The organism is Lentzea sp. HUAS12 (assembly GCF_024125735.1).
Lineage (GTDB): Bacteria > Actinomycetota > Actinomycetes > Mycobacteriales > Pseudonocardiaceae > Lentzea > Lentzea albida.
Genome location: NZ_CP099738.1, coordinates 7,517,348 through 7,536,107, shown reverse-complemented (window position 1 = coordinate 7,536,107; position 18,760 = coordinate 7,517,348). Strand labels below are relative to the sequence as shown.

Genomic DNA, 18,760 nt, shown 5'->3' with positions numbered 1-18,760 from the left:
ACCGTGGCAGATCAGGAGCTCTTCGACCCGTCGTTGTGGAAGCCGATCGAGGGCTTCGACTTCACCGACATCACGTACCACCGCGCGCTCGACCAGGGCACGGTCCGCATCGCGTTCAACCGGCCCGAGGTGCGCAACGCGTTCCGGCCGCACACGGTGGACGAGCTGTACCGGGCGCTCGACCACGCGCGGATGTCGTCCGACGTCGGGTGCGTGCTGCTGACCGGCAACGGGCCGAGCCCCAAGGACGGCGGCTGGGCCTTCTGCAGCGGCGGTGACCAGCGCATTCGCGGTCGCAGCGGCTACCAGTACGCCTCCGGTGAGACGGCCGAGACGGTCGACCCGGCACGCGCGGGGCGGCTGCACATCCTCGAGTGCCAGCGGCTGATCCGGTTCATGCCCAAGGTCGTCATCGCGGTCGTGCCCGGCTGGGCCGCGGGCGGTGGCCACAGCCTGCACGTCGTGTGCGACCTCACGATCGCGAGCGCCGAGCACGCCAGGTTCAAGCAGACCGACGCCGACGTCGGCTCGTTCGACGGCGGCTACGGCTCCGCGTACCTGGCCCGGCAGGTCGGCCAGAAGTTCGCCCGCGAGATCTTCTTCCTCGGCCGCACGTACTCCGCCGAGGACATGTACAAGATGGGCGCGGTCAACGAGGTCGTGCCGCACGCCGAGCTCGAGACCACGGCGCTGCAGTGGGCGCGCGAGATCAACGGCAAGTCGCCGACGGCGCAGCGCATGCTCAAGTACGCGTTCAACCTGATCGACGACGGACTGGTCGGCCAGCAGCTCTTCGCCGGCGAGACGACCCGGCTCGCGTACATGACCGACGAGGCCGTCGAGGGCCGCGACAGCTTCCTGGAGAAGCGCGACCCCGACTGGTCGAACTACCCGTACTACTTCTGAGCCCGCACTCCTCATGGGCAGGTAAAAGCATGCTCGACGAACTGCGCGCGGCCCTGAGCGGCGGCGAGCCCCTGGTCGACGGACCGCTCGACGGCTGGGAGAAGCGCGCCGTGCTCGGCGTGCCCACCTCCGGGTCGACGGGCGAGCCGAAGACCGTCCTGCTCGACGCGGACGCGCTGACGGCGTCCGCCGAGGCCACCCACGAGCGGCTCGGCGGGACCGGCACGTGGCTGCTGGCGCTGCCCACCGGTCACATCGCCGGGGTCCAGGTGCTGGTCAGGTCGATCATCGCCGGCACCACGCCCGGCGTGCTCGACCTGTCCGGCGGCTTCCGCGCCATGGGCTTCGCGCAGGCCTCACGGCCCGTGCTGGCCCAGCCCGGCCGCCACTACACCGCCCTGGTGCCCACGCAGCTGTCGCGGCTCGTCGTGGGCGAGGGGCCGGGGCTGGAGGCGCTGCGGCAGTTCGACGGCGTTCTCATCGGCGGGGCCGCCACCCCGCCGAAACTGCTGGAGCAGGCGCGCGCTCTGGGCGTGCAGGTCGTCACGACGTACGGCATGAGCGAGACCTCAGGCGGGTGCGTGTACGACGGCGAGCCGTTGCGTGACGTGTCGTTGCGCACCGACGACGTCATCGAGATCAGCGGACCGGTGCTGGCCCTGGGATACCGCGGCAGCCCCGAGCCGTTCGGCGAGTGGTTCCGCACCGGCGACCTCGGGCGGCTGCGCGACGGGCGGCTGGAGGTGCTGGGCCGCGCGGACGACGTGATCGTCACGGGTGGCGAGAAAGTGCCTCCGGTGCTGGTCGAACGGGCTCTGGCGACCGTGGACGGCGTGCTGGAGGCCTGTGTCGTGGGCGTGCCCGACGACGAGTGGGGCCAGGTCGTGGCCGCCGCCGTCGTGACGCACGACGGGGAACCGTCGATCGAGGAGCTGAAGGCCGTCGTCACCGAGGCCGTCGGACGGGCCGCGGCGCCGAAGCTCGTGCGGTTCGTGCACGAACTGCCGCTGCGCGGGCCGGGCAAGGTCGACCGGACCGCGGTGGCCGACGCTTTTAGGTCATGAACTCGTCGCGGGAGGGAACAGACGGATCGCACCTGTTCCCCGGCTTCGAGGGCCGATAGGCTTGCTGCTTCCGCCCTGAATGGCTGTCAGGGTAGGCGCTGCGTTTGCCACGACAAGCAGCGCGCGTCGAACGGCTGACCACCATCGGCACGGAACACGATCGGTCTGGACTCGACTTTCAGACGCCGGGCCGATCCCGGAGGTCCGTAGTTCCCAGCCCCGAGGTTTGCACGCAGTGCCGTGTACGCGTCCACGGTCTTGCCGATCACCCGAATCGTTGGCTGCGCTGCAAGCCCGAACCGTTCCCGCAGTTCGGCATAGAAGAGCTTCTGCACATCGAACCGCCGGTACTCACCCAAAGCGTGCATTCGCGCGGACAACCACGACGCAGCCGCGTTGCAGGTGTGCACAGTCGCCAGCAGTGCCGTCGCCTGTTCACGCGTCGGCATCAACCGAACCTGCACCGACTGCTTCACGTCGACCAGCATCGCACTGTCCACGCCCTCAGAAGGGGGTGATCAGTCCCGCTCGCCATCGCTGATTTAGGTGAACCTTTACCGCTGAGGAAGACCCTCGCCGCGAAGCGTGCGGAACTTGGCCGTGCGCGTTAGCGATGGGGGTTTCTTCATGCGCTACCTGGTACCGCTGATCACCGGCGCCGCGTTGGTGGCCGGACTGGCGTCTCCCGCGCAGGCGGCTCCGGCGTCGAACGAGTGGACCGCCGACGTGAGCGGCCGCGCCGTCACGTGGGGCGGCTCCCCGCGCACGGGCCTGGTCGAGCTCGGCACGCACAGACTCGCGCAGCCCGCCAACGCGGTCACGGCGGCGGTGACCGGCGACGGCGTCGTCGACGTGCGCGGTCTGCGCGCGGACGGCCAGTGGACCGAGTGGCTGGAGGCTCCGGCGACGTTGCCGGTGACCACGTCCACCGTCGAGACGCGCGTGGTCCTGAGCAGCGGCAAGGCCTCGAAGGTGAGGCTGACGGCGTCGAAGGTGCCCGCGGCGGAAGACGTTTCCGTTGCCGCGGCTGGACGTTCGTACCGCGTCTACGCGACCCGCGAGGGCCTTGTCGGTGGCACGACGGCGAACGGGCACGTGATCCGGTCGCGCGACCACTTCGTGGCGCTGCCGTCGCGGCGTGGGCTGGCCAACAACAACTCCGGCAACTACAGCGTGCAGGTGTGCGCTTCGAACGGTCGTTGTGAATGGGCGCCCGTGTGGGACGTCGGCCCGTGGAACACCAAGGACGACTACTGGAACCCGTCCACCACCCGTGAGATGTGGAAGGACCTGCCGCAGGGCAAGCCCGAGGCGCAGGCCGCGTACGAGAACAACTACAACGGCGGCAAGGACCAGTTCGGCCGCGAGGTCGCGAACCCGGCCGGCATCGACCTCGCCGACGGCACGTTCTGGGACGGCCTCAAGCTCACCAACAACGCGTGGGTGACCGTGACGTACCTGTGGACCGGTTCCGGTCCTGTGGGGACGGTCCGCACGTCCGCCGCCAACGGCACGGTCAACGTGCGCAGCGGGGCGAACTCCTCGTCCTCGCAGGTCGGACTGGCCGCGAACTACGCGCAGGTCAGGGTGACGTGCCAGCTCACCGGTGAGTCGGTGTCGGGCACGCAGGGCACCTCGAACGTCTGGTACCGCATCGCGTCCGGCAAGCACATCGCGAAGGCGTACGTGGCGGGCGTCTCAGGCGCCACTGCCTGCTGATACACCCCTTCGGCGGGTCCTCAGGAGCCATGTCGGAGGATAGGGGCATGGCCTCAGTCGTCCAGTGGATCCAGGGGACCCGCCCGCGCACGCTGCCGAACTCGATCGCCCCGGTGGTCGTCGGAGCGGCTGCGGCGCACCACATCGACGAGTTCAACGCGCTCTACACGGTGCTGGCGCTCGTCGTCTCGGTGGCGTTCCAGATCGGCGTGAACTACGCGAACGACTACTCCGACGGCATCCGCGGCACGGACGACAACCGGGTGGGGCCGTTCCGCCTGACCGGGTCCGGTGCCGCCGAGCCGAAGAAGGTGCGGCTGGCGGCGTTCATCTCGCTCGGCATCGGCGCGCTCGCGGGTGTGGTGCTCGTGGTGTTGTCCGGGTTCTGGTGGCTGCTCGCGCTCGGTGCCGTGTGCATCCTCGGCGCCTGGTACTACACGGGCGGCAAGCGTCCGTACGGCTACGCGGGCCTCGGCGAGATCGCGGTGTTCCTCTTCTTCGGACCGGCCGCGGTGCTGGGCACGCTGTACGTGCAGACCGGTGAGATCACCGGAATCGGCATCGGGGCGTCCATCGCGATGGGAGCGATCTCGGCCGCGGTGCTGGTGGCCAACAACCTGCGCGACATCCCGACGGACGCCGTGACGGGCAAGCGGACGCTGGCCGTGGTGCTGGGCGACAAGGACACGCGCCGGCTCTACCTGGCGCTCATCGCCGTGCCGTTCCTGATCGCGCTGGGCATGGTCGTGCGGGTGCCGTACGCGTTGCTCGGGTTCCTGGCGGCGCCGATCCTGCTGCCCGCCGTGCGTCGCGTGGCCGCGGGGCGGGGCGGCAAGGACCTGATCCCGGTGCTGCAGTTCACCGGGATCGCCATGCTGGCGTGGGCCGTGCTGGTCAGCGTCGCCCTGGTGCTCGACTAGGGCGCTACCAGGCGTCTTCGGTGAACTGCAGGGGCTCGTCGTCGTCCGTGCGCGCGGGCCTGCGCGGGGGTGGCGGCGGGGCCGTCTCGCCCTGGATCAGCTCGTCCAGCTTCGCGCGGTCGGCTTCGAGCGCCTGGCGCACCAGCGGGTCGTGGCCCGCTTCGCCGGTGAGGACCTGACGCCAGCTCAGACCGGCGCCGCGCGCGATGCGGTCCGCGAGTTGACGCATCGCCGGGGAGGCCTCGCTCGACTTCGCGAACTGCATCACCCTGCGGATGTCCTCAGTGGACGGTTCCTTGCCCCGGAGGTTCTGCTGGGCCGTCCGCATCGCGCGCTCCGCGTCGGCGACGGCGCTCGTCAGGAAGTCCTCCGCCGCGAGGACGTCCGGTGTCCGCCAGGCCGTCATCACCACTTGTCCTCCGTGAAGATGTCGGGGTCGAGCGCGTCACCGTCGTCGTCGGGACCCCGGCGCGGCCGCTGGGCCTCCATGATCTCGTCTGCGGTCATGCCCTCCTGCAGCATCTGGAAGGCCTGCTTCATCTTCTTGACGTTCTCCTGCTGCATGGCCTGCACGTCCGGGTCCTGCGCGGCCTTGCCGGAGACGACGTCCTCCCAGGTGAACTCGCCCGCGTCCACCTTGCGCTTCAACGCCTTGAGCTGTTCGGGCGCGTCCCGCTCCTGCGCGGCCCGTTCGACCTGCTGGGCGATCGCCTTGAAGTCGACCGGCGGAACGGGCGGCAGCGGCGTCTCCTTGAGCCGGTTCGCGAGGTCCTGCGCCTCCTTGAAGCGCGCGTCGACCTGCGCCTCTGCGGCCCTGAGCTCGGCGGACTTCCAGCTGTCGTTCGGGGTGGTCATCTAGTTCTCCCTCCCGAACAGACCGCGCCGGATCGGCCGTGCGTCACCGCGGATGTCGGTGACCTCGCTGCGCTGGGCGATCGTGCGCCACTGGCGGAAGTCCACCTCGGACAGACCGAGCTCCTGGGCGGTTTCGTAGTTCTCGCCGAGGAAGTGCAGCACCGCCTGGTCGCCCAGGACACCGACGATCTCGAACTCCGCGCCGCGGTACGTGCAGATCGTGCGGACGAGCTGGAGGTCCTCCACGACCGCGTCCGGCACCTCGAGGAACCCCTCGGTGAAGTCCGGGGGCGTGGGCCTGCCGGCGAGCGGGTGCAGGAGGACGGACCCGGCCGCGGGCCCGAAGTCGACGTCGAAGTCCTCGTCCCGGTAACGGCCGATCAGTCCACGACGGACGGTCGGGCGGTGCGGAACCGGTGCCTGCCAGTACCTCCCCGGCCCGAAGCCGACGTCGCCGGTCGGGATCCAGCCGGTCTGGCGGTGGACGTACTTGCCGACGCTGCGGCCGGTGCCGTCCGGTTCGAAGCGCCACAGCTCCGTGCCCGCCGGGAGTTCGGCGAGCTCCATGACGTACTCGGGGATCGGGTTCGCGCTCGGCGTGTAGCCGGTGCCGGTGAACGGGACCGGGTAGACGCGGGTGGTGCCCATCTTCTGCGCGCCGTCGAGCGTCGGGCCGCCGAAGCTCGTGTCGAAGAGTTCCGCGGTGTGGGCGAGGAAGCGCAGCAGGTACTGCGTCCCGCGCGGCCAGTCCGCGACCTTGTCGACGCCGAACGCCTCGGCGAACTGGTCGGACGTGCCCTGCGGGAAGTCCTGCCCGCGCGTCACGAACCCGGCCGCGCGGTGCGGTTCGAACTTGCCGGGCACCACGACGTTGCCCAGGTAGAGCTGCGCGATCGCGGGGTGGACGATCTTCTGCAGGATCGTCTCCGGCCCGATGCCGGCCGCCTTGCGCACGGCCTGTGGGGTGCTCATCCCGGGTTCTTCTCCTTCCACCGCGCCAGGAAGTCGGTGCGGTCGACCTGCACGTCCTCCAGCTCGCCCTCGTCGAGCGTGGCCGTGTAGCCGTTGTACTGGTCGCCTTCGAGCCCGTTGCGCTGGGCCCAGACGTACTCGCCGCCCGCGTACCCGGCCTCCGCCTTGCCGTCGTGCGTGGCGACGACGTTGAACGGCTGCCCGCGCCACGTCGCCTTGCAGGTCTCGCGGTACCAGGCGTCGAGGTCGGTGACGGCGACCGTCTTGAGCTCACGGTTGCCGTACGTCTGGAAGCCGTCGTCGTGCTCGTAGGACACGCCTGGGACCTTGCGGATCCAGACGTGGTCGGGGCCTTCGGCGCCGGCGAAGAACGTCTCGCCCCGGTACTCGGCCATCTCCTGGGAGTACTGGGTCATCAGAGCTTCGTCCAGCCGAACCTGCGGTCGTACACGGCGTGCAGTTTCTCAGAGCCGTCCGCGTTCACCTGCCAGATCTCGGCACGATCGGGCAACGGTGTGCCGCCGTCGACGCGCCACTCCGGCATCCCGCCCATCGTGGAGCCCGTCCCGGTGAACGGGTCGAAGCCGTCGTAGACCTTGGTCGTGCCCCCGGCCGCCGCCATCTGCTGCTGCGACGCCTCGTAGTGCGCCTTCTCCTGCGGCGACTGGTACTCGTTCGCCCCGTACGGCCCGGGCTGGCTGAAGTCCGGCGTGTCCTTCTTCGGCCCGCCGAACGGCACGTTGTGCGCCGCTTCGTTCTGGGCGGTCACCTCGTACCGGAGCTGCATCGCCTCCTGCGCGCCCGCGGGGATCGGGGTCCAGCCCTGGCCCTTGTCGTCGAGGGCGAGACCGTCCCGCAGGCCCTGCGGGGTGTTGACGCCGACCACGTCCTGGCCGCGGGCGACCGAGCCGCCCATCTGGTTCTGCCAGGTCTCCTTCTGGCTGCCCGGCGCGTGCGGCGTGTCGGGCAGGTACGTGCTGAGCGCGCCCTGGTTGAGGGCCTTGGTGACGATGTCGCCGCTGCCGACCGTGATCTGGTTGCGGACGTCGGCGACGTGCTGGGCCTCCTGCGGGCTGAGGTTGGTGGAGAGCTCCTTGCTCAGCTCGACGTAGCGGTCGCGGTCGGCCTGGTTGGGCAGGATCTGCTCCAGCTGGTGCTGGTAGCCCTGGCCCTGCGCGGCCATGGCGGCGGCGTCGAAGTGGCCCTTGAGGTCGGGGCCGGTGGGCGGCGGCGGGTTGCCGCCGTCGTGGTCGCCGTGGTGGTCGCCGTCGCCGGTGTTGCCCGGGGTCGCGTCTTCGTTGCCGGGCCTGGGGTCGGTGTCGTGGGCCGGCGGGGTGTCGTGGTCGGGCTGGGGATCGTGGGGGCGGGCGTCCTCGGCACCGCTGGTGTCGGTGTCGTGGGGCTTGCCGTCGGTGTCGTGCGGCTTGGTGTCGCTGTCGTGCGGCTTCGGGTCGGCGTCGTGAGGCCGGGAGTCGCCGTCGTGGGACTTCGGGGGCTGGCCGTCCGTGTCGTGGGGCCTGGGGCCGGAGTCGTGCGGCTTGGGGTCGGCCGGCCCGCCGGACGGGGTGTCGTGGGGCTTCGGCTGGTGCGCCCCGGCGGACGGGGTCGTGTCGTGCGGGCGCGGGGTCGTCGAGTCGTGCGGCGTGGTGCCGGAAGGCGTCGGGTGGTCCGTGCCGGGGCTCGGGTGTCCGGGAGGCGACGGCAGGCCGCCACCCGCGCTCGGAGCGGGGTGTCCGGGAGGCGAAGGGAGGCCACCACCGGCACTCGGGGCCGGGTGTCCCGGAGGCGACGGCAGGCCACCGCCCGTGTGGGACGGCGCCGGGGCCGTCGCGGTGCCGGAGCTCGCGCTCGGGTGATCCGGAGGGGTGGGAAGGCCGCTGCCCGGCGTCGGGTGCGAACCCGAGTTGGGCGGGGTCGGCAGGCCCGAGCCACCGGGCGTCGTGTGGCCACCCGTGTTCGGGGGCGTGGGAAGGCCGCTGCCGGAGCCCGGCGTCCGGTGCGAGTCCGGCGTCGGGTGCGTGCCGGAGCCGGGCGTCGGGTGCGTGGCGGGGCCCGACGGGGGCGTCGGCAGGCCCGTGGACGGCCTCGAGCCCGAAGCGGGCGTGCCCGAACCCTGGCTGGGAGGCGTCGGGAGGCCCGAGCCCTGTCCAGGAGGCGTGGGCAGGCCGGTGGACGGCTTGGGGCCGCCCGTGGGCGCGCCCGCGGACGGGAACGCCGGCACGCCGCCCGCGCCGGGGCGTGAGCTGGAGCTGCGGGTCTGGTCGCCGCCGCCCGCTCCTGGCGCCATCGGGGCGCCCATCGGCATCGCGCCGCCCATCGGGGTCTGGTGCGTTCCCGTGGGGGCGGCCGCGGGGGCCGCCGCTGCCGCGTGCGTCGTGTCCGGACGTACCGGAGCCGCCGGGCCGCCCGAGTGGCCGCCGCCCGCGGGGGCGCTGGAGTGGCCGCCGGTGGGGATGCCGCCCGTGGGCGCACCGCCGCCACCACCTCCGCCGAGGGAAGGCGGGGCCGTGGCGGCCGGGCCCGTGGCCGCTGCCGCGTGGGTGGAGGTCGGGGCGTCGGGGCCGCCGTGCAGGGTCGGCGGGGCGGCTGCGGGGGCGCCGCCCGGTGCGACCGACGAGACGGCGGCCGGTTTGGTCTCCTCCGAGCCGCCTGGCGGACTGTAGATCTCGCGGACCTGCGAGCCGACGTCACGGCCGCGGTCGGCGATCTCCGTGGCCGACTCCTTGATGTTCGAGAAGTCGTCGTGGATGTCGTTGACGGCGTTGCGGACGTCGCGGCCCGCCTCGGCCACCTCCTGGGTGGCGTTCATGGCCTCGGCGAGGGAGTCGGCGTCCTTCAGCTTGCCGATGGCGGAGAAGACGCGGCCGACGGCGTCGAACAGGGCTTTGACGTCCGAGATGAGCTTCTGGACCGTCTCGATGATGTCCATGACGCGCCGGTAGATCTGGTAGGCGTTCCAGACCATCTCGGCGGCCTTGATCCAGCCCGCGACCGGGATCCAGACGGTGGCGGCGGCCTCGAGCAGCTTGTTGACCAGGTAGTCGAGCAGGCGTGCGGCCTGCTTGCCCAGGGCCTCGGCGCCGGACGCGACCGTGTCGAAACCCTTCGCGATCAGCTGGGCCACGCCCATCTCGGCGAGCAGGCCCGCCTTCCAGCCGAGGGCGATGTACTTCTCGTGGGCCTTGGCCGCGTCGCCGTCCCAGTGGCCGCGCACCTTGCCCACGGCGTCCGTGAGGTTGTACGAGACGTCGTTCATGGCGTTGCCGACCATGCGCCACGCGTCGCCGTCCGCGCGGATCTTCGACCAGTCGCCGGTGATCGGCGTGATGATCGTGGAGACCAGCGACTCGCCGGTCACCGCCTCGAACACCCAGTTGACGGCCTGCACGCCCCAGCCCTGGTCGCGCAGGACGTCGTTCAGGGACGCCGTGTCGACGTCCGGCTGCTTCAGCGAGGCCGCGACAGGACGAACGGCGCTGTAGGAGGTCGTCACTTGAGCAGCCCCTCGAAGATCCGCCGCTGCAGGGCGTCGATGTCCTCGTAGGTCTTCGCCGTCGCGTCCACCGCCGTGGCCGTGCCCTCGAGCTTCGACTTGCCGAAGTCGAGCGTCTCGTCGAACAGCGCCCGCACGACGTCCACGCCCGGCTGCAGCAACGCCAGCAGGCCCGTGAAGCCCGCCTTGTCGCACGCCGTGGCGTGGACGTACTTGCGGATCGTCTCGAACTCTTGGGCCTCGGTGCGCAGGTACTCGGCGTACGCGCGCATCTCGGCCGCGTCGGTGAACAGCGACGACACAGCGTCCCCCCTGCGGACTCGGTGCTCAGGTCACGCTGTGACGCACAACCCTCGTCACCAGTTCCCCGTGCGGTGGAAGTTGTTCAGGCGTTCGTGGCAGGGGTCGAGGTGCAGGCCCTGTGCCGCTACCCATGTGTCGTCGTAATAGGTGTTCGCGTAACGCTCGCCGCCGTCGCACAGCAACGTCACCACGCTCCCGCGCGCACGGGACTGCCGCATCTCGGCGATGATCTGGAACGCGCCCCACAGGTTCGTGCCGGTCGACCCGCCGACCCGCCGTCCGAGCAGGTCCTCGACGTACCGGATGGTCGCGATGGAGGCCGCGTCCGGCACCTTGATCATGCGGTCGATGACCTCGCCGATGAACGACGGCTCCACCCGCGGCCGCCCGATGCCCTCGATGCCGGATCCGCGCGTCGCCACCAGGTCGCGGTTCCCGTCGCGCCACGCGTCGAAGAAGACGGAGTGCTCGGGGTCGACGACGGCGAGGCGCGTGTTCAGCTTCTGGTAGTGGATGTACCGGCCGATCGTGGCCGACGTGCCGCCCGTGCCCGCGCCGACGACGATCCAGTCGGGCTCGGGCGACGGCTCCAGCTTCATCTGCTGGAAGATCGACTCGGCGATGTTGTTGTTGCCCCGCCAGTCCGTCGCGCGTTCGGCGTGCGTGAACTGGTCCATGAAGTGGCCGCCGAGCTCGGAGGCCAGCCGGCGCGACTCGTCGTAGAGGGCCGACGGCTCGTCGATGAAGTGGCACTTCCCGCCCTGGCGCTCGATCAGCGCGACCTTCTCGGCCGAGGTCGAGCGGGGCATCACCGCGATGAACGGCAGCCCGAGCAGCCGCGCGAAGTACGCCTCGGACACCGCCGTGGAACCGGAGGAGGCCTCGATCACGGGCGTGCCACCGGTGATCCAGCCGTTGCAGATCGCGTAGAGGAACAACGAGCGGGCCAGCCGGTGCTTCAGCGAGCCCGTGGGGTGCGTCGACTCGTCCTTCAGGTAGAGGTCGATGCCCCATTCGAGCGGCAACGGGTACCGCAGGAGGTGCGTGTCCGCGCTGCGGTTCGCGTCCGCCTCGATGATCCCGACGGCCTCGCACACCCAGTGCCTGGTCCTGCTGCAAACGCGGTCAACGGAGGTACTCACAGCCCGCACGATAACCGGGCAGACGTCCTACGCCTGGGTGACAGGACCTTCGTCACCACGCAGTTCGCTGCGCAGCTTGTCGCGCTCGGACCTGCGCGCGGCCTGGTGCGCGTCGAGACCGACCGCCACCCGCTGCCGCAGGCCCTTGAAGATGAACAACGACGCCGGCAGCGCCACGACCACACCCACGGCCAGCGCGGGCAGCAAAGGAACCTTGAACAAGATGAGCGCGCCCGTCACCACCGCGACGAGGCCGAGGCGGGCGAGGACGTAGAGCGTCACATCTCGAGCGAGCACCCGTTCAGGTTACGTCGCCTTCCTCGTCCCCGGTGTTCGGGCGTCCCTCGAACCGCGTGGAGAGCACCACAGTCGTCCGTGTGCGGGCCACGCCGTGGATGCGCCGCAACCGCCCGAGCGCGCGCTCCAGGTCGTCGACCGTCGCCACCCGGACCTTCACGATGAACGACTCGTCGCCCGCGACCCGGTAGCAGGACTCGACCTCGTTGAGCTCGGCCAACGCGACCGCGACCTCGTTGTCGTCGGCGATGTCGGTGGGGTGGATGCCGATCAGCGCGGTCACGCCCAGGCCGACGGCGCTGGGGTCGACGACCGCGTGGTAGCCGACGATGACGCCGCTGGACTCGAGCTTGCCGACCCGCTCGTGCACGGCGGACGCGGACAGGCCGACCTGCCTGCCGAGATCGGCGTACGTGGCCCGTCCGTTGGTGCGCAGAGCGGCGATGATCTGTCGATCAAGAGCATCCACCCGCGACACCCTATGCCTACAGAGTGCCTGCACATCGCCTACGGGTCCCATGTCCGGTTCGCGACGCTCGTCCCTTACTACCTCTTTACCAAAAAACAAGCGTTCGAGTACCTGATGGGTCAGATGCCACGATCAGACCAGAACGTCTGATCTGAGGAGGACGAGTGACTGCAGCCACCGAGCGGCTCTTGACGCCTGGGGAAGTCGCCAATCTGTTCCGGGTCGACCCGAAGACCGTGACCCGATGGGCCACCGCAGGTCGCATCGGCTCGATCCGCACCCCTGGAGGACACCGCAGGTTCCGTGAGACCGAGGTGAAGCAGCTCCTTTCGGAGCTGACGACCGAGGCGACTGAACCCGTTCGCCACTGAAACCGTAGTTATCCCTGGGCCGCGGGTAATCTCGTGGCAAAGGGAGGTGGCGACACGATGATCTACCTGCTGGCGGTGATCGGTGCGCTCACCGTGGCTGTGCTCGTGTGGCGAGCGTTCGCCCCGCAGCACTCGGAGTACACCCCAGGCCGCAAGGTGATCGCACCCGACGACGACCCGGAGTTCCTGCGCAAGCTCGACGAGCAGCGCAAGCGCGACGAGTGAACGGAAAAGGGGCCCTGATCCCAGGACCCCTTTCCGCCACTGTCGAGTGTCCCGCTCAGTTGTGCGGGAAGTCGTCCGCGACGACCGCGGCGAGTTCCAGCAACGCGAGGCGGGTCTCCGGCGCGAGCTGGTCCAGCGCGATCTCGGCGCCCTCTTCGAGGTGCTCGTCGAACGGCAGGCGGACCACGGCACGGCAGCGCTGCTGGAAGTGGGCGGCGAGCTTGTCGAGGTCGACCTTGCCCGACTTCGGGCGCACCGAGTTGATGACGCACACGGACTTCGCGACCAGTTCGCGGTAGCCGTGCGCCTCCAGCCAGTCGAGCGTCGCGGCGGACGTCTGCGCGCCGTCGACCGAACCGGACGACACGAGGACCAGCAGGTCCGCCTCGTCCAGCACGCCCTTCATCGCGGAGTGCATCAGGCCGGTGCCGCAGTCGGTGAGCACGATGTTGTAGAAGTGCTCCAGCAACGCCACCGTGCGCCGGTAGTCGTCCTCGCTGAACGCCTCCGACACGGCCGGGTCCTGCTCGGACGCCAGCACCTCGAGGCGCGCCGGCGACTGCGAGGTGTACGCGCGCACGTCGCTGTACTTCGTGATCCGCGGGGCGTCGCGCAGCAGGTGCCGCACGGTCGCCGTGGTCTCGCGCGGGATCTTCAACGCCAGCGTGCCGCGGTCGGGGTTCGCGTCGACGGCGATGACCCGGTCGCCGCGCAGCGACGAGAACGTCGAGCCCAGCGTCGTGGTCGTCGTGGTCTTGCCGACGCCGCCCTTCAGGGACAGCATCGCGATCTTGTAGCACCCGCGCAGCGGCTGGTTGATCCGCCCGATCAGCTCACGGCGCCGCACGTCGGCGGGGCTCTCGCCGAGGTTGATGGCGCCGCCGGTGATCGAGTGCAGCGACTTGCGCCACCCGGACGTCGGCGGGCGCTTGTCCTTCTTGATCAGCTGCTGCGACGACACCTGCTCGGCCTGCGAGCGGTACTCCTGCTGCGGGAAGTTGTTCGGGAACGGCTGGTTCGCGAACTGGCCGTACTGGCCCGTGGGGTGCGGGCCGGACTGACCGCCGCCGACCGGGTACCCGCCCGACTGCGAGCCGGGCGCCGGGTAGGGACCGGACGCGTTGCCGGGCACCGCGTAGGGGCCCGAGGCGTTGCCGGGGACCTGGTACGGACCCGAGGCGTTGCCCGGCACCTGGTACGGGCCGGAAGCGTTGCCCGGCGCCGGATACGGACCGGAAGCGCTGCCGGGAACCGCGTATGGGCCTGAGGCGTTGCCGGGAACCTGGTACGGACCCGAGGCGCTCTCGGGCACCTGGTACGGGCCCGAGGCGCTCTCGGGCACCTGGTACGGGCCCGAGGCGTTGCCCGGCACCTGGTACGGCCCCGACTGGTTGCCCACCTGGTGCGGGCCCGATTGGCTGCCGCTGACGTTCTGCGGGCCGGATTGCTGCGGGTCGAGGTAGGCCGCCGCCTGCGGGTCGACGTACTGCGGGCCGGAGCCCTGTTCCTCACCCGGTGATTGCCAGTTCACCGCTGTGGCCCTCCCTGAGCAAGAGAGACCGAGACTTCCCCGACCCCCGGGTTGCGACGGTACGCAACCGTCAGCGGTTCCATCGACGTGGGGGTTAACTCGTTAGAGACCAGCGTACGAATGCAACCCAGTAGTGACCAAGTTGATGAAGAACAGGTTGAAGACGTTCAGGGCGAAGCCCGCGACGTTGATCCAAGCCGCCCCACGACCACGCCATCCGGCCGTTGCTCGCGCGTGCAGGTACGCCGCGTAGACCACCCACGAGACGAACGCGACCGTCTCCTTCGGGTCCCAGCCCCAGAACCGGCCCCAGGCCGCCTCGGCCCAGATCGCGCCGCAGATGATCCCGGCCGTGAACAGCGGGAACGCGAGCACGGTGGTCCGGTACGACATGCGGTCGAGCACGTCGGCGGACGGCAGCCGCGGGAAGCGGTCGGCCTTCGAGTCCTTGAGCAGGTAGAGGATCGACGTCACGCCGGGGATCAGCAGCACGCCGGACGAGATCGAGATCACCGAGACGTGGATCACGAGCCAGTACGACCGCAGCGCCGGCTGGACGGGCGCGGACTCGGCGTACAGGACGGTGCCGCCGAGGAACAGCAGCACCAGGATCGGCGTGAGCACGAACGCGCCGAGGCGGCGGATCGGGAACTTGGCCATCAGCACGATCCACGTCACCACGGCCGCGAGGCACAGCAGCGACATGTACTCGTACATGTTGCCCCAGGGCGCGCGCCCGGCGGACAGACCGCGCATGACCAACGACCCGAGGTGCAGCACGGCACCGAGGACGGTCAGCGCGGCGCCCATGCGGCCGATGCGCTCGGCCAGGCTCAGCTCGGCCTTCGGCTCGTCGACGAGGACGTCCGGGCCGCCGGCGCCGACCAGCGCCTTGCGCGGGGCGCGGGCGAAGGCCTGCTCCACCGCGTACAGCAGGATCGCGAAGAGGTAGACGCCCAGCGCGCTGCGGTACAGCCAGTCGCTGTAGGTCGCCAGTGTCTCGTTGACCGGCATCAGGACTTCTCCTCGTTCAGCACCGCGCGGGCGAGCCGCGTGAACTCCTCGCCGTATCCCGCCTGGTCAGTGCGGGCGAGGCCACCGACCTCGACCAACGTACGCCCGTCGTCCAGACGGGTCGCACGCACCCACACCCTGCGGCGCTTGACGGTCAGCGAGACCCCCAGGCCGAGGATGATCAGGACGGCGAACGCGAGCACGTAGATCTGCGTCGGGTCGTGCGAGACCTGCAACGACACCCAGTCGTTCACGGAGTCGAAGCGCACCTTGGTGCCGTCGTCGAGCACGATCTCCTCGCCCAGCGCGAGGTTCTTGCGCGCGACCTTGGCCAGGCGGCCCTGCTCGACCATCTTCTGGTCGATCGAGAAGATCGACTGGCCGCGTCCGTCGTCCACGCCCAGATCACCCCGGTACACGTCGACCGCGACCATCGGGTTGTCCAGAGCGGGGAACTTCGAGTTCAGGATGCCGCCGTGCAGCAGCGGCGTCGGCGCCAGCAGGCCCGTCACGGCGATCTGGTTCTTGCGGCGCGTCTCGGAGTCGGTGATGCCCGGCGGGTCGAACTTCGTCGCGCCCTCGGAGGCCAGCGTGACCTGGTCGGCGGGCAGCCACTGGATGCCCTGCGTGCGCTTCTCGCCGTTGGGGAACGTCACCGTGAACGTCGGCGTGTAACCGTGGCCGAGCAGGTAGACGCGGTCGCCCTCGGTGCGCAGCGGGTGGTTGACCTGCAGCGTGTACGGCCTCCACGTGTTCGACGCGAGGTCGTCGCCCGACTGGTAGCGGATGTCCGCCTGGAACCCGACCGGCTGGCCGTTCTCGAGGTACTCCGCGGAGAACTTGCCGATCTCGACGCAGAACGGCGTGAGGTCCGTGCCGTCGACCTGCAGCCCGGGCCGGAACTGGTCGTAGTTGAAGATGCCGCCGTTGCAGAACTGGCCGCCGTTCGCCTGGACGATGACCTGGCCCTCGTAGTTGAACATCTTGCCCAGCGCGAACGACACGAGCAGGCCCAGCAGCGCGAAGTGGAAGACGAGGTTGCCGGTCTCGCGCAGGAACCCGCGCTCGGCGCTGACCGTGCCCTCGCCGGTCTCCATCCGCCAGCCGCGCATGGCCTTCCTGGCCTTGTCGACGGCCTCGTCGGGCGTGATGTCGAGCTCGGCCTGCGCGTGGTGCGGCATGCGCGAGAGGTTGCGCGGCGTCAGCACCGGCTTCGAGCGCATCTGCTTGAAGTACTCCCACGTGCGGGGCAGCAGGCACCCGACGAGGGACGTGAACAGCAGCAGGTAGATCGCGGCGAACCACGGCGTCGCGTAGACCTCGAAGAAGCCGAGCTTCTGGAGCAGCTCGCCCCACCAGCCCTTCTCGGCGACGTACTGGTCGACCTTGGCCGAGTTGAGCGAGCGCTGCGGCAGCAATGCGCCGGGCAGGGCCGCGAGCGCGAGCAGGAACAGCAAGGTGAGCGCGGTCCTCATCGAGGTGAGGCCGCGCCACGTGTTGCGCAGGAAGGCGATCACTAGAGCGGCAACTCCACGACGTCGACGAACGAGTAGCGCAGCCACCCGACGAACTCACCCCAGAGCCCCGTGACCAGCGCGACCCCGACCAGGATCAGCAGCACGCCACCGAAGATCTGCACCTGCCGGGCGTGCGTGCGCAGCCACTTCGTCACCCCCAGCGCCCACCGCGCGCCGAGCGCGAGCACCACGAACGGCAACCCGAGCCCCAAGCAGTACGCGAGCACCAACACGGCCCCACGAGCCGTGGACGACCCGATCTCCGTGCTGCGCGCCACGGCAAGCACGCCCGCAAGCGTCGGTCCGAGGCACGGCGTCCACCCGAGCGCGAACACGGCCCCGAGCACCGGCGCCCCGACCAGCCCGGCCTTGGGCTTCGTGTGGAACCGCACGTCCTTCTGCAGCGCCGGAACGAGTCCGAGGAACACCAGTCCCATCAGGATCGTGACGACGCCACCGATGCGTTGGAACAGATCGGCGTTGAGGAGCAGCGCGTCCGACGCACCGAGAATGGCCATCGAGGCCAACGCGAAGACAACGGTGAACCCGAGCACGAACAGCAACGAGGCCCCGGCGACCCGCCACCGCCCCTGCTTCGCCGGTTCGTTCGCCTCGACCCGAGGCGCCTCGGCCCCGACGAGCCCGGCGAGGTAGGCCAGGTAGCCGGGCACGAGCGGCACCACGCACGGCGACGCGAACGAGATGAAACCAGCGAGCAGCGCAACCCCGGTGGCCAGCAGCAACGGCCCGGAGATCGCCAGATCGGTGGGGTTCACACATCTCAGAGTAGGTAGTTGCCCAGATCACGCCACGACCGGTGTCCGTTTTCCAGGCCGGAACAATCCTTGGGCCAAAAGTGCCAACTATTGCCGCTTGTGGGTGACGTCACGGTTGCTTAGCGTCAACACATGCATCGTTCGCGGCTGCTCCTCCCAGCTCTGACCGTCACCGCGCTGACCCTCTTCGCGCAGGTACCGGCTGGCGGCGCCGCCCCGGCGATGGAATGGCGCGAGGTCTTCAACGAGGACGGCACGATCACCCAGGCCCTCACCCCGAAGGCCCCGGCGGAGAAGTCGGCGGACCTCCGCCTGATGGCCGCCGCGGAGGTGGTCCCCGTCCAGGTGACCGGCGACTCGGCAGACCGCTTCGACCTCGTCTTCGTGGGCGACGGCTACACCACCGACGACCTCCCGACCTACACCGAGAACGTGAGGAGCAAGTGGGAGGAGCTCTCCGCGGTAGAGCCCTTCGCCAGCTACAAGCAATATTTCAACGTCTGGCAGGTCAACGTCGTCTCGCCGGAGTCCGGAGTGGACAACGACCCGACCAAGGGCGTCGTCAAGGACACGGCCCTCGACATGGGCTTCTGGTGCCAGGGCCGCGACGCGAACACAGAGCGCCTCCTCTGCGTGAACGAGACGAAGGCCAAGGAGTTCGCCGCCCTGGCCCCAGCTTCCGACCAGGTCATCGCCCTCGGCAACACCACGAAGTACGGCGGCGCGGGCGGCTCGGTCGCCACCGCCGCAGGCTCCAACGCCCAGGCGGGCCAGATCGCCATCCACGAACTCGGCCACTCCATCGGCGGCCTCGCGGACGAGTACGACTACCCGTACCTCAACTACACGGGCACCGAACCACGCGAGATCAACGTGACCAAGGACCCGGCAGGCGCCAAGTGGGGCGACTACCTGGGCCAGCCGTCCCCGGACGGCGGCGTCATCGCCCCGGTGGAGGGCGCGCGCTACTACAAGACCGGCCTGTACCGCCCGACCGCGAACTCGATCATGCGAACCCTGGGCAAGGAGTTCAACTCGATCGGCAGGGACGCGATGGTGAAGGCCTTCAAGGCGAAGATCCCGTCGCTGAACGAGCCGGTGGTCCCGGCCGCGCGGTAGGAGTGGGTTGGGCAGCGCTGGTGGAGGCTGGGCCGGTACCGGGGCTGGGCTGAGGCCGGGGGCGGGC

At 70.1% G+C, this 18,760-nt stretch carries 21 protein-coding genes; 7 read left to right on the top strand and 14 right to left on the bottom strand.

The annotated features are described in order from the left end of the window. The first annotated feature begins 3 nt into the window (after positions 1–3). Both ND450_RS35065 and menE read left to right on the top strand, forming a co-directional pair. Positions 4–906, top strand: a complete 903-nt coding sequence (locus ND450_RS35065; protein WP_371927487.1) for a 1,4-dihydroxy-2-naphthoyl-CoA synthase — start codon at positions 4–6, stop codon at positions 904–906. 29 nt (positions 907–935) lie between these two features. After that, the gene (gene menE, locus ND450_RS35060; protein ID WP_253322553.1) at positions 936–1,970 is read left to right on the top strand and encodes an o-succinylbenzoate--CoA ligase; all 1,035 of its coding nucleotides are present in this window, start codon (positions 936–938) and stop codon (positions 1,968–1,970) included. 86 nt (positions 1,971–2,056) lie between these two features. On the opposite strand, the gene ND450_RS35055 is transcribed toward menE, so the two are convergent. Continuing rightward, positions 2,057–2,458, bottom strand: a complete 402-nt coding sequence (locus ND450_RS35055) for a hypothetical protein (RefSeq protein WP_253322552.1) — start codon at positions 2,456–2,458, stop codon at positions 2,057–2,059. Between the two features lie 139 nt (positions 2,459–2,597). Here ND450_RS35055 and ND450_RS35050 point away from each other — a divergent pair, with 139 nt between their 5' ends. Then, positions 2,598–3,689, top strand: coding sequence for an SH3 domain-containing protein (locus ND450_RS35050; protein WP_253322551.1), 1,092 nt, complete (start codon positions 2,598–2,600; stop codon positions 3,687–3,689). A gap of 47 nt (positions 3,690–3,736) precedes the next feature. After that, a complete protein-coding gene (locus ND450_RS35045) occupies positions 3,737–4,609 on the top strand; it encodes a 1,4-dihydroxy-2-naphthoate polyprenyltransferase (RefSeq protein WP_253322550.1) in 873 nt (290 codons plus the stop codon). A 4-nt stretch (positions 4,610–4,613) separates the two neighbouring features. Here the strand turns inward: ND450_RS35045 and ND450_RS35040 are convergent, their stop codons facing one another. Genes ND450_RS35040 through ND450_RS35000 form a run of 9 tightly spaced genes read right to left on the bottom strand, consistent with a single transcriptional unit; the run spans position 4,614 to position 12,140 of the window. Next, entirely contained in the window at positions 4,614–5,015 is a 402-nt protein-coding gene (locus tag ND450_RS35040; RefSeq protein WP_253322549.1) for a hypothetical protein, read from the bottom strand. Next, positions 5,015–5,464, bottom strand: a complete 450-nt coding sequence (locus ND450_RS35035; protein ID WP_253322548.1) for a hypothetical protein — start codon at positions 5,462–5,464, stop codon at positions 5,015–5,017. Before ND450_RS35035 ends, ND450_RS35040 begins: the two co-directional genes overlap by 1 nt. Continuing rightward, positions 5,465–6,436 carry a hypothetical protein gene (locus ND450_RS35030; RefSeq protein WP_253322547.1) on the bottom strand — a complete coding sequence of 324 codons (972 nt, stop codon included), beginning with the start codon at positions 6,434–6,436 and terminating at the stop codon, positions 5,465–5,467. Then, positions 6,433–6,852, bottom strand: coding sequence for a hypothetical protein (locus ND450_RS35025; RefSeq protein ID WP_253322546.1), 420 nt, complete (start codon positions 6,850–6,852; stop codon positions 6,433–6,435). Before ND450_RS35025 ends, ND450_RS35030 begins: the two co-directional genes overlap by 4 nt. Further along, positions 6,852–9,929, bottom strand: a complete 3,078-nt coding sequence (locus tag ND450_RS35020; protein WP_253322545.1) for a hypothetical protein — start codon at positions 9,927–9,929, stop codon at positions 6,852–6,854. Before ND450_RS35020 ends, ND450_RS35025 begins: the two co-directional genes overlap by 1 nt. Next, a complete protein-coding gene (locus ND450_RS35015; protein ID WP_089915611.1) occupies positions 9,926–10,231 on the bottom strand; it encodes a hypothetical protein in 306 nt (101 codons plus the stop codon). Before ND450_RS35015 ends, ND450_RS35020 begins: the two co-directional genes overlap by 4 nt. A gap of 54 nt (positions 10,232–10,285) precedes the next feature. Further along, positions 10,286–11,374, bottom strand: a complete 1,089-nt coding sequence (locus ND450_RS35010) for a PLP-dependent cysteine synthase family protein (RefSeq protein ID WP_089915614.1) — start codon at positions 11,372–11,374, stop codon at positions 10,286–10,288. A gap of 27 nt (positions 11,375–11,401) precedes the next feature. Further along, positions 11,402–11,671, bottom strand: coding sequence for a DUF4229 domain-containing protein (locus ND450_RS35005; RefSeq protein ID WP_253322544.1), 270 nt, complete (start codon positions 11,669–11,671; stop codon positions 11,402–11,404). Between the two features lie 4 nt (positions 11,672–11,675). After that, positions 11,676–12,140, bottom strand: coding sequence for an Lrp/AsnC family transcriptional regulator (locus ND450_RS35000; protein ID WP_253322543.1), 465 nt, complete (start codon positions 12,138–12,140; stop codon positions 11,676–11,678). Positions 12,141–12,304: 164 nt separating this feature from the next. On the opposite strand from ND450_RS35000, the gene ND450_RS34995 reads away from it, so the two are divergent. After that, positions 12,305–12,511, top strand: a complete 207-nt coding sequence (locus ND450_RS34995) for a BldC family transcriptional regulator (protein ID WP_089915625.1) — start codon at positions 12,305–12,307, stop codon at positions 12,509–12,511. Positions 12,512–12,568: 57 nt separating this feature from the next. Beyond that, the gene (locus ND450_RS34990; RefSeq protein ID WP_086667950.1) at positions 12,569–12,736 is read left to right on the top strand and encodes a hypothetical protein; all 168 of its coding nucleotides are present in this window, start codon (positions 12,569–12,571) and stop codon (positions 12,734–12,736) included. Between the two features lie 55 nt (positions 12,737–12,791). On the opposite strand, the gene ND450_RS34985 is transcribed toward ND450_RS34990, so the two are convergent. The 4 genes from ND450_RS34985 to ND450_RS34970 all read right to left on the bottom strand — a co-directional run bounded on the left by ND450_RS34985 (position 12,792) and on the right by ND450_RS34970 (position 17,574). Then, positions 12,792–14,267, bottom strand: coding sequence for an AAA family ATPase (locus tag ND450_RS34985; protein WP_371927485.1), 1,476 nt, complete (start codon positions 14,265–14,267; stop codon positions 12,792–12,794). Between the two features lie 102 nt (positions 14,268–14,369). Beyond that, positions 14,370–15,281: a c-type cytochrome biogenesis protein CcsB gene (ccsB, locus tag ND450_RS34980; RefSeq protein ID WP_253322542.1), complete on the bottom strand. Its 912-nt coding sequence runs from the start codon at positions 15,279–15,281 to the stop codon at positions 14,370–14,372. Next, on the bottom strand, positions 15,281–16,756 hold the full coding sequence (locus ND450_RS34975) for a cytochrome c biogenesis protein ResB (protein ID WP_253328082.1): 1,476 nt from the start codon (positions 16,754–16,756) through the stop codon (positions 15,281–15,283). Before ND450_RS34975 ends, ccsB begins: the two co-directional genes overlap by 1 nt. A 41-nt stretch (positions 16,757–16,797) precedes the next feature. Further along, a complete protein-coding gene (locus ND450_RS34970) occupies positions 16,798–17,574 on the bottom strand; it encodes a cytochrome c biogenesis CcdA family protein (RefSeq protein WP_253322541.1) in 777 nt (258 codons plus the stop codon). Between the two features lie 132 nt (positions 17,575–17,706). Between ND450_RS34970 and ND450_RS34965 the strand changes: the two genes are divergently transcribed. Next, positions 17,707–18,693, top strand: a complete 987-nt coding sequence (locus ND450_RS34965) for a M64 family metallopeptidase (protein WP_253322540.1) — start codon at positions 17,707–17,709, stop codon at positions 18,691–18,693. The last annotated feature ends 67 nt before the right edge of the window (positions 18,694–18,760 follow it).